10 protein-coding genes are annotated in these 13,201 nt (G+C 71.0%); 3 read left to right on the forward strand and 7 right to left on the reverse strand.

The annotated features are described in order from the left end of the window. The first annotated feature begins 33 nt into the window (after positions 1-33). Positions 34-1,641, forward strand: a complete 1,608-nt coding sequence (locus tag ACESMR_RS14395) for an ABC-F family ATP-binding cassette domain-containing protein (RefSeq protein WP_373047790.1) — start codon at positions 34-36, stop codon at positions 1,639-1,641. 80 nt (positions 1,642-1,721) lie between these two features. On the opposite strand, the gene ACESMR_RS14400 is transcribed toward ACESMR_RS14395, so the two are convergent. From ACESMR_RS14400 to ACESMR_RS14415, 4 genes are all read right to left on the reverse strand, one after another. Continuing rightward, entirely contained in the window at positions 1,722-3,269 is a 1,548-nt protein-coding gene (locus tag ACESMR_RS14400; RefSeq protein WP_373047791.1) for a response regulator, read from the reverse strand. Positions 3,270-3,273: 4 nt separating this feature from the next. Further along, a complete protein-coding gene (locus ACESMR_RS14405; protein ID WP_373047792.1) occupies positions 3,274-3,999 on the reverse strand; it encodes a B12-binding domain-containing protein in 726 nt (241 codons plus the stop codon). Between the two features lie 195 nt (positions 4,000-4,194). Beyond that, the gene (locus ACESMR_RS14410) at positions 4,195-5,640 is read right to left on the reverse strand and encodes an MDR family MFS transporter (RefSeq protein WP_373047793.1); all 1,446 of its coding nucleotides are present in this window, start codon (positions 5,638-5,640) and stop codon (positions 4,195-4,197) included. Between the two features lie 95 nt (positions 5,641-5,735). Next, on the reverse strand, positions 5,736-5,996 hold the full coding sequence (locus ACESMR_RS14415) for a hypothetical protein (RefSeq protein WP_373047794.1): 261 nt from the start codon (positions 5,994-5,996) through the stop codon (positions 5,736-5,738). A gap of 106 nt (positions 5,997-6,102) precedes the next feature. Here ACESMR_RS14415 and ACESMR_RS14420 point away from each other — a divergent pair, with 106 nt between their 5' ends. Next, positions 6,103-6,543: a DMT family transporter gene (locus tag ACESMR_RS14420; protein WP_373047795.1), complete on the forward strand. Its 441-nt coding sequence runs from the start codon at positions 6,103-6,105 to the stop codon at positions 6,541-6,543. Here ACESMR_RS14420 and ACESMR_RS14425 read toward each other — a convergent pair. The 3 genes from ACESMR_RS14425 to ACESMR_RS14435 are packed head-to-tail and all read right to left on the reverse strand — an operon-like array spanning position 6,528 to position 11,613. Then, positions 6,528-8,003 (reverse strand): deoxyribodipyrimidine photolyase, encoded by a 1,476-nt coding sequence (locus ACESMR_RS14425; RefSeq protein ID WP_373047796.1) that lies wholly within the window; start codon positions 8,001-8,003, stop codon positions 6,528-6,530. The genes ACESMR_RS14420 and ACESMR_RS14425 overlap by 16 nt on opposite strands. A gap of 57 nt (positions 8,004-8,060) precedes the next feature. Next, positions 8,061-9,806, reverse strand: a complete 1,746-nt coding sequence (ngg, locus tag ACESMR_RS14430) for an N-acetylglutaminylglutamine synthetase (protein ID WP_373047797.1) — start codon at positions 9,804-9,806, stop codon at positions 8,061-8,063. Between the two features lie 34 nt (positions 9,807-9,840). Further along, positions 9,841-11,613, reverse strand: coding sequence for an N-acetylglutaminylglutamine amidotransferase (locus ACESMR_RS14435; protein WP_373047798.1), 1,773 nt, complete (start codon positions 11,611-11,613; stop codon positions 9,841-9,843). Positions 11,614-11,923: 310 nt separating this feature from the next. Between ACESMR_RS14435 and ACESMR_RS14440 the strand changes: the two genes are divergently transcribed. Then, on the forward strand, positions 11,924-13,192 hold the full coding sequence (locus tag ACESMR_RS14440) for a flavin monoamine oxidase family protein (protein ID WP_373047799.1): 1,269 nt from the start codon (positions 11,924-11,926) through the stop codon (positions 13,190-13,192). Positions 13,193-13,201: the final 9 nt, after the last annotated feature.

Here is a 13,201-nt window from a genome sequence, read left to right on the forward strand (position 1 = left end):
GGCTCCTGGAGGCGTCAGGCAGGAGGGGTTCCCATGCCCAACATCCAGGTAACGGGCGTCACCAAGGCCTACGGCAGCAAGAAGCTCTTCGAGGACGTGAACGTCTCGTTCTCCGAGGGGCGGCGCTACGGCCTCACCGGTCCCAACGGCGCCGGCAAGTCGACCTTCATGAAGATCCTCGCCGGCGAGCTCGAGCCCGACGCCGGCTCGGTCTCGCGGCCGAAGAAGACCTCCGTCCTGAAGCAGGACCAGTACGCCTACGAGGACGTGCGGGTCCTCGACGTGATCCTCATGGGCAACAAGCCCCTGTGGGACGCGATGCAGGAGAAGGAGAAGGTCCTCGCCCTCCCCGAGATCGGCGACGCGGAAGGGATGCGCCTCGGCGAGCTCGAGATGGTGATCGCGGAGGAGGACGGCTACACCGCCGAGGCGGACGCCGGCGACCTGCTCTCGGGCCTCGGCATCCCCATCGAGGATCACGAGAAGCCGATGCGCGAGTTGCAGGGCGGCCTCAAGCTCCGCGTCCTCCTCGCCCAGGCGATCTTCGGCAAGCCCGAGGCGCTGCTCCTCGACGAGCCCACCAACAACCTCGACCTCGACTCGATCCGCTGGCTCGAGCGCCACCTCGAGAACTACGAGGGCGTGCTGATCACGATCTCCCACGATCGGCACTTCCTGAACGCGGTGTGCACGCACATCGCCGACATCGACTACAACACGATCATCACCTACACCGGCGGGTACGACGACATGGTCGTCGCCAAGAGCCAGGTGCGGTCGCGGGTCGAGTCGGAGAACGCCGAGAAGCAGAAGAAGATCGCGCAGCTCCAGGACTTCATCGCCCGCTTCTCCGCCGGTACCCGCGCCAGCCAGGTGCAGAGCCGCAAGAAGCAGATCGAGAAGCTGCAGCTCGGCGATCTCAAGCGCTCCAACATCGAGCGCCCCTTCATCAAATTCGAGCAGAAGCGCCCCTCGGGCAAGCAGACGCTCACCCTCGAAGGGCTCACCAAGCGCTGGCCGGAGCGGACGGTCTGCGAGAACTTCGACGCGCTCGTGCTCAAGGGCGAGAAGGTCGCGATCATCGGCAAGAGCGGCCTCGGCAAGACCACGCTCTGCAAGATGCTGATGGGCGAGGTGGAGCCCGACGCCGGCAAGATCACCTGGGGCCACGAGGCCACGGTGGGCTACCTGGCGCAGGACCACCGCGAGTCGATCCCCGACGGGACCACCGCCGCCACCTGGCTCCACGGCTTCGACGAGAAGGCGGGCAACGAGGAGGTCCGCGGCCTGCTGGGCCGGATGCTCTTCAAGGGCGAGGAGGGCATGAAGCCCACCGAGGCCCTCTCCGGTGGCGAGGGCGTGCGCCTCGTCTTCGCCAAGCTGATGCTCACGAAGGACAACGTGCTCGTGCTCGACGAGCCCACCAACCACCTCGACCTCGAGTCGATCGTGGCGCTGGGCGACGCGCTGGAGCGCTACGAGGGCACCTGCTTCGTGGTCTCCCACGACCGCGACCTGATCAGCGGCTTCGCCACCCGGATCTGGGCCTTCACCGAGGACGGCCTGATCGACTTCAAGGGTACCTACGACGAGTATTTCGCGAAGTACGGCGAACAGACGGGCGGCAAGGGCAAGCGCTGATCCCCAGCCCGACGCACGAAGAGGGCGTCCCGGCTCGCGCCGGCGACGCCCTCCTACGTTCCTGCGCAGCGCGCTGGCGTTCAGCCGGCCCGGGCCGGCGCCGATGGCGCGCTCGCCAGCAGGCAGCGCAGCCGCTCGGTCTCGATCGGCTTCACCAGGTGGACGTCGAAGCCGGCAGCGAGGGCCCGCTCCCTGTACTCCGGCGCGCCGTAGCCGGTGAGGGCGACGAGGTGGATCGCCGCGCCGCCCTCGCTCTCCCGCAGTCGACGGGCGAGCTCGAAGCCGTCGATTCCCGGGAGCCCGAGGTCGACGAGGGCCACGTCGGGCCGGATCCGCAACCCCAGCTCCAGCCCCCTGGCGCCGTCCGCAGCGGCGTGGACCTCGTGGCCCCACGCCTCGCAGACCTCGCGGAGCGTCTCCCTGATGTCGTTGTTGTCCTCGACGAGGAGGATCCGGCGTCGGGTCTCGCCGCCGTCGGTCCCGGCGCGGGCGTCGTTGGCCGCCTCGCCTGCCAGCGCCGGAAGCACCACCTCGAACTCGGCGCCGCGGCCGACGCCCTCGCTGCGGGCGGTGACCGAGCCGCCGTGGAGCCCCACCAGCCGCCGCACCAGGCTGAGCCCGATCCCCAGCCCCCCGCGGGAGCGCGCCAGCGGCACGTCGCCCTGCACGAAGGTGTCGAAGATGGCGGAGAGCTTCTCGGCGGGGATGCCCATCCCCGTGTCGGTGACCCGGATCACCGCGCGGTCGCCCTCCTGTGCGAGGGAGAGACCGATGCTGCCGCCGGGCTCGGTGAATTTCGCGGCGTTGTCGAGGAGGTTGGTGATCACCTGCTCGATCCGGGTGGGATCGCCCTCCACCCAGACCGGCGTGTCGGGGAGGCTCACCCGGAAGTCGAGGCCGTTCTTGAGGGCCCAGCGCTCCTCCGCCACGACGCCGAGGCGCGCGAGGATCATGCTGAGGTCGATGCGCTTCTTGTCGAGGTGGACGAGGCCGCGGGTCACCCGGGAGACGTCGAGGAGGTCGGAGACGATCCGGTCGAGGTGGAGCGACTGCCGCTTGATCACGTCGCGGCTCCAGCTCTCCTTGCGGTCCCGTGCTTCGTAGCGCTCGAGGAGCGTGGTGGCGGTGAGCATCGCCGCGAGCGGATTGCGCAGCTCGTGCGCGAGCATGGCGAGGAACTCGTCCTTGCGGCGGTCCGCGTCCGCGAGGCGCTCGGCCCGCGCGCGCAGCTCACCCTCGGCCTGCTTGATCCGCAGGAGCGACTTCACCGTGGCGACGAGCTCGACGTGCTCGAAGGGCTGGGTGAGGTAACCGTCCGCGCCCACCTCGAGCCCCTGCACCTTGCGCTCGGTGGAGACGAAGGTCGCCGAGGTGAGGAGCACGCCGATCGAGGCGGTGTTCGGATCCTGCTTCAGCTGCGCGCAGACGTCGTAGCCGGAGAGGTCGGGTAGCTCGACGTCGAGGACGATGACGTCGGGCCGCTCGCCGACGCGGAGCAGCGCTTCCTGCCCCGTGGCGGCCTCGATCACCTGGAAGCCGGAGCGCTGCAGCATCCGGCTCACGGTGTACCGCGCCGCCTCGTCGTCGTTGACGTTGAGGATGCGGAAGCGTTCGAGCTCGCCCAGCATCGCCCTACTCCTTGCGCACCGCGCCGACCCCTGCCTTCTCGAGTGCGTCCCGGATCCGCTTGATGGCGAGCTCCCGGGAGAGTTCCTCCCAGAAGGGATCGCGGTACATCTCCTCGAAGAGCCGCACGCCGAGGTGCGCCGCCAGCGTGGGCGCCCAGCGCAGCGCGTTGCCGCCGATGACGAGGGGGAGCCCGTCGCCGAAGGCCTCGCGGAGGCGGGAGACCGCGGTGCGGAGCGCCGGCACGTTGAAGGAGAGGGTCACCGAGAGGGCGAGGACGTCGGGACGCTCGGCCCGGACCATCTCGACCAGGCTGTCGGTCGGCACGTTGGCCCCGAGGAAGCGCACGTCGAAGCCGGCGAGGTCCGCCGTATCGGCGGCGAGGCGCGCGGGCAGGTCGTGGAGCTCCCCCTCGACACAGGCGACCCAGAGCTTCTGGCCCCGGTCCCTCGCCCGTTCCGCCCGGTCGTAGAGATGGGCCAGCACGATCTGGGAGATCGCGGTGGCCATGTGCTCCTGCGCGATCGAGACCCGGTTCTCCTCCCAGAGCCTGCCGATCTCGCGCTGCGCCTCCTGCACCACCGCCTGCAGGTCGGCGGTGGTGAAGCCGCCCGCGAGCCCCTCCTCGAGGATCACCGCGGAGGCGCCGCGGCGATCGCCGCGGAGCTGTGCCGCGCGGTAACGGCCCCGCCGCGTCTCGCGCGGGCTGGTCGGGTCGTGTGCGACGTCCATCGGTGATCCAACCTACCTCGATACGGAGGTCGATCCACAGACTGCCAGTCCGGGCTCCCCGTCGAGCCCGGGGGCGTGGTTGGGGCAGTCGAATGCGGGCCGTCCGCAAGGGAAAGCACGATTCCCGCCCCCGCCAAGGGGCTTGGCTGGCGAACGTGTCCGGTCGTCGACTCTTTCTCGCCTGCCCGGCAGGCCTCAGCCCGGCTCGGCGGCCTGGTCCGGCGCGACGGGGCGGGGAAAGAGCAGCCCCACCGCGAGGGCGAGGGCCGCGAGGCAGGCGATCACCACGAAGCTGGTGTGCAGCCCAGCGGCGAGGGCGCCGGAGAGGCTGCGCAGCAGGCTGGCGGGGAGGCTCGCGCCGTGCTCCGGTCCGAGGAGCTGGTCCGCCGCACCGGGCGGAACACCGGGCTGCGCCGCCAGGGAGGCGGCGATGATGCCGCCGAGCGCCCCCACCGAGAGCGCGCCGCCGATGGTGCGGAAGAACATCGTGCTGGCGGTGGCCACACCGCGGCGCTGCCAGGAGACCGCCGTCTGCACGGCGAGGAGGAGCGCGGTGTTGGCGAGGCCCATCCCCGTCCCGAAGAAGAACATCAGCGTGCCCACGAGCCAGAGTGGGACACCGGGATCGACCACGAGGGCCACCGCGATCGCCGACGCCGCGGTGAGGGCGAGGCCCAGCCGGATCATCGGCCGGAAGCCGATCGACGGGATCAGCTTGCCGCTCAGGGTCGAGGCGATCGGCCAGCCGATCACCATCGGCGTGATCGCGCGGCCTGCGTCGGCGGCGGAGCCGCCGAGGACCGACTGCACGAAGAGCGGCACGTAGGTGACGGTCGCCATCATCGCCGCGCCGATGAGGGCGCCGGCGAGGCTGGAGAGGCCGATCACCCGATCGCGGAGGAGATCGAGCGGCAGGATCGGCTCCTTCGCCCGGCTCTCCACCCAGGCGAATGCAGCGAGCAGGACCACGGCGGCGGCGAGGGGCCAGGGGCCGATACCGGCGGAGGTGGCGGCGAGCAGGGCGAAGATCCCGGCGCCGAGCAGCGCCGCGCCGCCGTAGTCGAGCCGGTGCGCGCGCCGCTCCACCGACTCGTGGAGGAAGAAGAAGATCAAGCCCATCGAGAGGAGGCCGAAGGGCACGTTGAGCAGGAAGATCCAGTGCCAGGAGAGCCACTTCACGATGAAGCCGCCGAGCAGCGGGCCCACCAGCCCGGCGAAGCCCCAGATCGCGCCGATGGCGCCCTGCACCTTCGCCCGCTCCTCGAGCGAGTAGATGTCGCCGATCACGGTGAGGACGATCGGCTGCACCGCGCCGGCGCCGAAGCCCTGGAGCGCGCGGAAGAAGACGAGCTGGAGCATCGTGGCCGAGAGGCCGCTCGCCACGGATCCGGCGAGGAAGACGGCGAGGCCGAAGAGCAGAATCGGCTTCCTGCCGTAGAGATCGGCGAGCTTGCCGAAGATCGGCACCATCACCGTCGAGGCGAGGAGGTAGGCGGTGAAGACCCAGGCGTAGAGGTGGATGCCGCCGAGGTCACCCACCACCGTCGGCATCGCGGTAGAGACGACGGTCATCTCCATCGCCGCCAGGAACATCGAGAGCATGAGGGCGGTGAGGGTCAGGGGGCGATGGGTCTTCTTCACTGCGGTACCTCACGAGGTCCCGCATATAGCCCGCTGCCGCCCTGCCGGCCACTCCTTCGCAGCGCGTGAGTCAGCGACTCACGCACAGTGAAGCATCAATCGCGCCCCTGCCTCCGGCCACCGGGCACCCGCCGCCTGCCGTGCAGGTCTCCTTCCACGCGGTGGTAGTCCACGTTCGAGATGTCGACCGAACCCTCGGGGTTGGCGGTCTCGGGGCCTCGGTCGAGGTTCTCCACGCCGAGCTGGGCGTCGGTGACCACCGGCATCTCGCCGCGGGTGTAGCCCGGGCGCCCGCCGGATCCGCCGCCGGCGAAGGGGCCGGTCGGGTCGTTGCGCTCGTCGTCTTTGCGCGCCATCTGCGCCCTCCTGTCCGGTGAAGTTGCGGCCCATTCGTGGACCCCGCAACGAAGCGCGACAAAGCAGCTTGCCCCCTCGCCCGCTGGACCGGAGGATGGCCGGACGATGTACAAGTGGCTCTTCGTCCTCCTCCCCATCCTCGGCGGCGTCGCCGGCGGCCTGCAGGCACCGATCAACGGCGCTCTCGGCAAGCGGATCGGCGTCTTCGAGGCTGCAGCCGTCTCGTTCACCGTCGGCGCGGCGGTGGGCTGGCTGGTCAAGTGGGTGGTCGGACGGGGCGACATGGGCCGGCTCGCCGGCGCGCCCCTCTGGCAGCTGGTCGGCGGGGCCCTCGGCCTCGTCTTCGTCACCAGCCTCATCATCGCGGTGCCGCGGACCGGGGCGGCGGTGGCGATCTTCGCTGCGCTCCTCGGGCAGCTCGCCTTCGTGCTGCTCGCCGATCACTTCGGCTGGTTGGGGCTCACCAAGATCCCGTTCGGCCCGGGCCGCGCCGTGGGCCTCGTGCTCATGCTGGCAGGGGTGCTCCTCGTCTACCGCTCGCGCTGATCGCCGAAACGCTCGAGGTAGCGCTTCAGGTGCACCTTGCGCGCGGTGGAGGCCGAGCTCATGTAGCGGACCTTGCCGAAGATCGGCCGCTCCGGGCCCCAGGCCCTGTCGTAGCGACCGAAGCACCAGAGGATCCCGCTCCAGGAGTTGGGGTCCCTGCCGTCGAGAGCGTATTTGTTGTTGAGCTCGACGAGGGTGGCGAGGGCGGCCTGCGGCGTGGGCGACCACTCGAGGACCTTCTTTCCCCACAACATGCGGAGATAGTTGTGGATGCGGCCCTCCTCGAGGAGCTGCCGCTGCGCCGCGTTCCAGATCGGATCGGCGGTGCGCGCCTCCTCGAGCGCGGCGTGCGTGTAGAGCTGCGGCCGCTCGTCGGAAGCGTGATCCTCGAGAGTGCGCAGCGCCCACGGAGGCAGCGTCTCGTAGCGATCGTAGTCGGCGGTGCGCAGCGCGCAGCGGTTGAAGCCGAGCTCGCGCCAGGTGACGAGCTCGTCGAGGAAGGCCTCCGCCCCTGGCGACATCCGCCACCAGCCGGCACGCTTTCCGCCGCCGCTCTTCGGCAGCCTTTCCGCCGACCAGCCCTCCCGTGCCGCCAGCTCGGAGAAGATCTGGTGGACCGAGATCCTGCCGAAGTGGAGCCAGGGCGAGAGGCCGCTGGCAGCGTCCTCGTCGGGATCGTTGCGGTGATCGACGTAGCTGCCGAGCCGATCGCGGAGGAAGCGCCGCCAGCGCTGCACCGCGGCGCTGCTCCCGCCGTGGAGCTCCACCGGCGGGACGGTGTGGTCGAGGGGCAGCTTCGCGACAGCGCCCACGTCGCCGCGCAGGAGCGCGTGGTCGGCGGCAGGCCAGCGCGCGGTGATCGATCGCGGCAGCGCGCGCAGGGTGGGCAGCGCGACGCCGCGCAAGGGATCGGCCTTCGGCAGCTGCTCGAGGTGCGGGCGGAGGTTCCTCTGGAGGTGGAGGCGGAAGGAGGCGGCGGTGGTGAAGACCCGCTGGGTGGCCCGCATCGGCCACAGGCCGTTGGCGTCCACCGCCTCGAGGCGCACGCCCAGGCGCCCCGCCGCTGCGTCGAGCATGTGGGGGAGGAAGAAGGCCGGGTAGTCGTCGGTGACCACGACGCAGGCGCGCGCCGCCAGCGCCTCGAGCAGCCCCTTCCCGTGGCCGTGCACCGGCTCGACGTAGGGGTGGTAGAGCACCGGCTTCTTCGCCAGCGCGTCCCGGTTCTCGCCGAAGCCCTGGAGGAGGAAGCGGTGGAGCCGGTCGCTGGCCCAGCGGTAGCCCACCCGCAGCGCTTCGAGCACCACCAGCGGCTTGCCGAGGGCCTTCGCGTGCTCCACCGACCGCTGCAGGGCGAAGTTCCAGCCGGTGCGACGGAAGGCCACCATCCAGTGGAGCACGTAGTCGCCGCCGGGGCGGATCGGAGCGTCGTTGCAGCTGCGGATGCGGATCGCCGGGACCATGGCCAGCGAGGATGCACCGGCGGAAGGGGCGTTTCGACACCCCTTCCGGCCGAAGCATCAGGCAGGCACCGCCTCGCGGGCAGCGGTCTGCGGGAAGAGCAGGTCGACGAAGCGCTCGGCGGTGGGCTGCGGCTCGTGGTTGGCGAGGCCGGGTCGCTCGTTGGCCTCGATGATCACGTAGTCCGGCCCCTCCACCGTGGGAACGAGGAAGTCGAGCCCCACCACCGGGATCGAGAGCGCCCGGGCCGCCACCACCGCGGCCTCCGCCAGCGCCGGGTGGAGCTGCGCGGTGACGTCGTGGATGGTGCCGCCGGTGTGGAGGTTGGCGGTCTTGCGGACGGCGAGGCAGGTGCCTGCGGGAAGCACGTCCGTCATCGAGTGGCCCGCCGCCTTCACGCAGCGCTCGGTCTCCGCATCCATCGGGATCCGGCTCTCGCCGCCGGTGGCAGCGGCGCGCCGCCGGCTCTGCTTCTCGATCAGCTCGGCGATGGTGTGCCTGCCGGTGCCGGTGACCTCGGCGGGCTTGCGGATCGCCGCCGCCACCACCTCGTAGTCGATCACCACGATGCGGAGGTCCGATCCCGGGCAGAAGCGCTCGAGGATCACGTTGGCGTCGCAGACCCGCGCGCGCTCGATCGCCTGGCGGAGATCCGCCGGGGTCCGCACGTCGACGGAGATCCCCTTGCCCTGCTCGCCGCGGACGGGCTTGACCACCACGCTGCCCTGCGCCCGGAGGAAGGCCTCGTTCTCCTCGGCGAGGGTGGCGGCCTGTTGCGCCGGGACGCGCAGCCCCGCCGCCTCGAGGAGGCGCCGCGTGACCCGCTTGTCGTCGCAGCGGCTCATCGCCACCGCGGTGGTGAGCTCGGAGAGCGATTCCCTGCAGACCACCGAGCGGCCACCGAGGGAGAGCGAGAAGAAGCCGCCCTCCGCGTCGATCACCTCGACGCCGATGCCGCGCCGGCGCGCCTCCTTGATGATGATCGCCGCATAGGGGTTGAGGTCCGCCTCGGGCGGCGGCGCGATGTAGAGCGGCTCGTTGATCGAGTTCTTCCGCTTGAGGCAGAAGACCGGCACCCGCTGGAAGCCGAGCTTCTCGTAGAGCCCGATCGCGTGGCTGTTGTCGTGGAGCACCGAGAGGTCCATGAAGGCCCGGCCCCGCGCGACGAAATGCTCGGCGAGGTGGCGCACCAGGGCCTCGCCGATCCCCGGGTGCGGCGCCTGGGGATCGACCGCGAGGCACCAGAGGCTCGACCCCGACTCGGGATCGTCGAAGGCGAGCTGGTGGTCCACGCCGGTGACCGTTCCGACCACCTGGCCGGTCGCCACGTCCTCGGCCACCAGCCAGGTGATCACCCGCGACTGCCGGTGGCTCCAGATGAACGAGGGATCGGCGGAGACCATCTGCCGGGTGGCGTAGATCCGGTTGATCGCCTCGCAATCGGTCCGCTTGCGGAGCTGCCGGATCACGTAGCCCTGCGGCCGCACCCTGCCGGCGCGGTAGCGGTCGAGCCAGAGCCGGTAGGTATGCGAGGGGTCGAGGAAGAGCTCCTGCGGCGCCAGCGAGAGGATGACGTGGGGGTCGCGCAGGTAGAGCGCGATGTCGCGCTGCCCAGGCTCCTCCTCCATCAGCGTGCGCGCGAGCACGTCGGGCTCGGCGAAGGTATGGGCAAAGATCAGGCGACCCCAGCCGCAGGGAACGGCCACGTTGGCCTGCAGGACGGAAGGCTCCTGCGGATCGTGCCAGAGCTGCAGGCTCGGGCCGTGCTTGCGGTCGAGACGGGTGTCGTGGATACGGGGCTGCACCGGATGCCTCCAGTCGAACCGTTGCGAGGGGCGGTTAGAGACCGTGGGACTGCAGCCAGAGCTCGAGCAGGGCGACCTGCCAGAGCTTCGACCCGCGCAGCGGCGTGATGTGCTTCTCCGGATCGGCGAGCAGCGTCGCCACCCGGTCCGCCTGGAAGAGCCCGCGCTCCCTCGCCTGCCGGGAGCCCAGCGTCTCCTTCACCCGCTCGAGATAGGGGCCCTGCAGGTATTTGAGGGCAGGCACCGGGAAGTAGCCCTTGGGCCTGTCGATCACCTCGTGCGGGATCACGCGGCGGCCCGCCTCCTTGAGGACGCCCTTGCCGCCCTGCGCCACCTTGTACTCGGCGGGGATCCGCGCGCCCAGCTCCACCACCTCGTGATCGAGGAAGGGCACCCGGGCCTCGAGGCCGAAGGCCATGGTCTGGTTGTCCACCCGCTTCACCGGGTCGTCGACCAGCATCACCGTGGTGTCGATCCGCAGCGCCTTGTCCACCGCGCGCGACGCGCCGGGGCGGGCGAAATGCTCCTCGACGAAGGCGCGGCTGTGATCGGCGCCGACCCAGCGCGGCTGCATCGTGGCGGCGTACTCCTCCGGATCGCGATCGAAGAAGACCCTGCCGTAGTCGCCGACGGCGTCGTTGCTCTCCAGCATCGGCGGGTACCAGTGGTACCCGGCGAAGATCTCGTCGGCGCCCTGCCCGCTCTGCACCACCTTCACGTGCTTCGAGACCTCCTCGGAGAGGAGGAAGAAGCCGACGTTGTCGTGGCTCACCATCGGCTCGCTCATGGCGGCGATGCAGCGCTCGAGCGCGGGCAGCGCGCGCTTGGAGTCGACGGCGATCTTGTGGTGGTCGGTGCCGAAATGCCTCGCCACGATGTCGGAGTACTGGAACTCGTCGCCCGCCTCGCCGTTCACCGTCTCGAAGCCGATCGAGAAGGTGGAGAGCCCTTTCTGCCCCTCCTCCGCCAGGAGGCCGACGATGAGGCTGGAGTCGAGGCCGCCGGAGAGGAGCACGCCCACCGGCACGTCGGCGACGAGGCGGCGGCGCACCGCGCGGCGCAGGGTGTCGAGCGTGAGATCCTCCCAGTCGCGGGCGGAGAGCTTCTCGTCGCCTGCCCGGGGCTCGAAGCGCGGCTCCCAATAGCGGGTATCGCGGCGGTTTCCGTCGGCGTCGATCACCGCCACGGTGGCCGGGGGCAGCTTGCGCACGCCCCGGAGGATGGTGCGCGGCGGCGGCACCACCGAGTGGAAGTGCATGTAGTGGTGGAGCGCCACCTCGTCGATCGTGGTGTCGACCTCGCCGCCCGCGAGCAGCGCGGGGAGAGTGGAGGCGAAGCGGAGGCGGCTGCCGCTCTCGGCCAGGTAGAGCGGCTTGATGCCGAGGCGATCGCGGCCGAGGACCACGCGGCCGCTGTCGCGCTCCACGATGCAGAAGGCGAACATGCCCTGCAGCCGCTCCACGAAGGCGGGACCGAAGGCGTGGTAGGCCTTGAGCAGCACCTCGGTATCGCCGCTGGAGAAGAAGCGGTAGCCCCGCTCCTCCAGCTCGGCCCGGAGCTCCTTGTAGTTGTAGATGCAGCCGTTGAAGACGAGGCTGAGGCCGAGATCGCTGTCGACCATGGGCTGCGCCGCGTGATCGCTGAGGTCGATGATCTTGAGCCGCCGGTGGCCGAGCGCCACGCGCCCCTGGGCGTGAACGCCGGCGCCGTCGGGGCCACGGGGGGCAAGCGCCTCGGTCATCGCCGCGACCGCGGGTACCGAAGCAACGGAGCCGTCGAAGCGGATCTCTCCGCTGAAACCGCACATGTCGTTCTCCCTTCGCACGCACCTGCCCGCTGCGGCGATGGCCGCGCTGCTGCCGGTGCTGTTCCGATCCTGCGGCGGGCACAAGGCGCATCTGCCGCGTTGGAGCAATGCAGCCGCGGCCCCCACCCGGGAGGTGGTTCCACGAAGCCGCAACAAGCTGGGCATCTCCCACCGGCGCCGCAAGGGGCTGGCAGGCCTTCGAATGCGGCGGGGTGTAACAATTGGGGCAGCAAAAGTCAAAGACCCATGGCACCCAGAGTGACAGCACATCACACCTGCCCACCCGCCGCCCCCGCGCTATGTTTGCCAAATGACGGTGCGTTCCGACGTGCTCGTGATCGGGGCGGGGATGGCAGGCCTCGCCGCCGCGCACGAGCTGCAGCGGCACGGCAGGCAGGTGCTGGTCCTGGAGGCGCGGGATCGCGTGGGCGGAAGGGTCTGGACGGTCCACGTGCCCGGCCTCGCGCCGCCGGTGGAGCTGGGGCCCGAGTTCATCCACGGCGTGCCCCCCTCCACCTGCACCCTCGCCCGGGATGCAGGCCTGGCGGTGCACGAGATCGAGGCGACCCACCTCTGCCTCGAAGGCGGGGCGCTGGGCTCCTGCGGGCCGGGCTTCGAGCGGGCGGTGCGCAGCCTCGCAGAGGCGAAGGAGGACGTAACCTTCGCCACCTGGCTCGCGCGGCAGCGACGGCGCGGCGCCCTCGACGACCGCGAGGCGGAGCTCGCCACCTCCTACGTGGAGGGCTTCTATGCGGCGGACCCGGGCGACGCGTCGGCCCGGGCGATCGCGCTGGAGGAGGAAGCCTCCGCCAGGAACCAGGGCGACAGGGCCTTCCGCATCGAGGCGGGCTACGCGGCGCTGGCGGGCTGGCTCGCGCGGGATCTCGCCGTGCGGCTCTCGACGCCGGTGGAGCGGATCCACTGGCGACCCGGCGAGGTGGTGGCCACGACCCCGGGCGGCACCTTCGCTGCGCCGGCTGCGGTGGTGGCGTTGCCGCTGGCGGCGCTGCAGCAGAGCGACCTCTTCCGCCCGGGGCTCGGCAGCGGGGACGATCTGGAGCGGCTGGGGATGGGTGATCTGGTGAAGCTCACCCTGCAGTTCCGCAGCCGTTTCTGGGGCGACCGGCTTCCAGTCATGGGCTTCTTCCACGTGCGGCACGGAAGCTACATCACCTGGTGGAGTGCGTGGCCCGAGCCGGCGCCGCTGCGGGTCGCCTGGGCGGGCGGCACCGCTGCGGAGCGGCTGCAGCGCGCGCCCGACACGTTGACGGAGGTCGCCGTCGCGGAAGGCGCGCGGCTCCTCGGCACGAGCGAGGAGCGGGTGCGGCGGGAGCTGGCGGCGGTGCACCACCACGACTGGCGCGCCGACCCGTGGGCCGGCGGCGCCTATACCTACCTGCGGGTCGGCGGCATCGAGGCGCAGGCCCGCGCCGCGCAGCCGGTGGCGGAGACCCTCTTCTTCGCGGGCGAGTGGGCCGATCTCGAGGACGTCGGCACCGTGCGGGCCGCACTCCGCACCGGCACGCGTGCGGCGCGGGCCCTGCTCGCCAGCGGGGCCCACGCCGTGGCCGGCAGATGAACGAGGGGC

The sequence above is a fragment of the Vulgatibacter sp. genome, from assembly GCF_041687135.1.
Classification (GTDB): Bacteria; Myxococcota; Myxococcia; order Myxococcales; family Vulgatibacteraceae; genus JAWLCN01.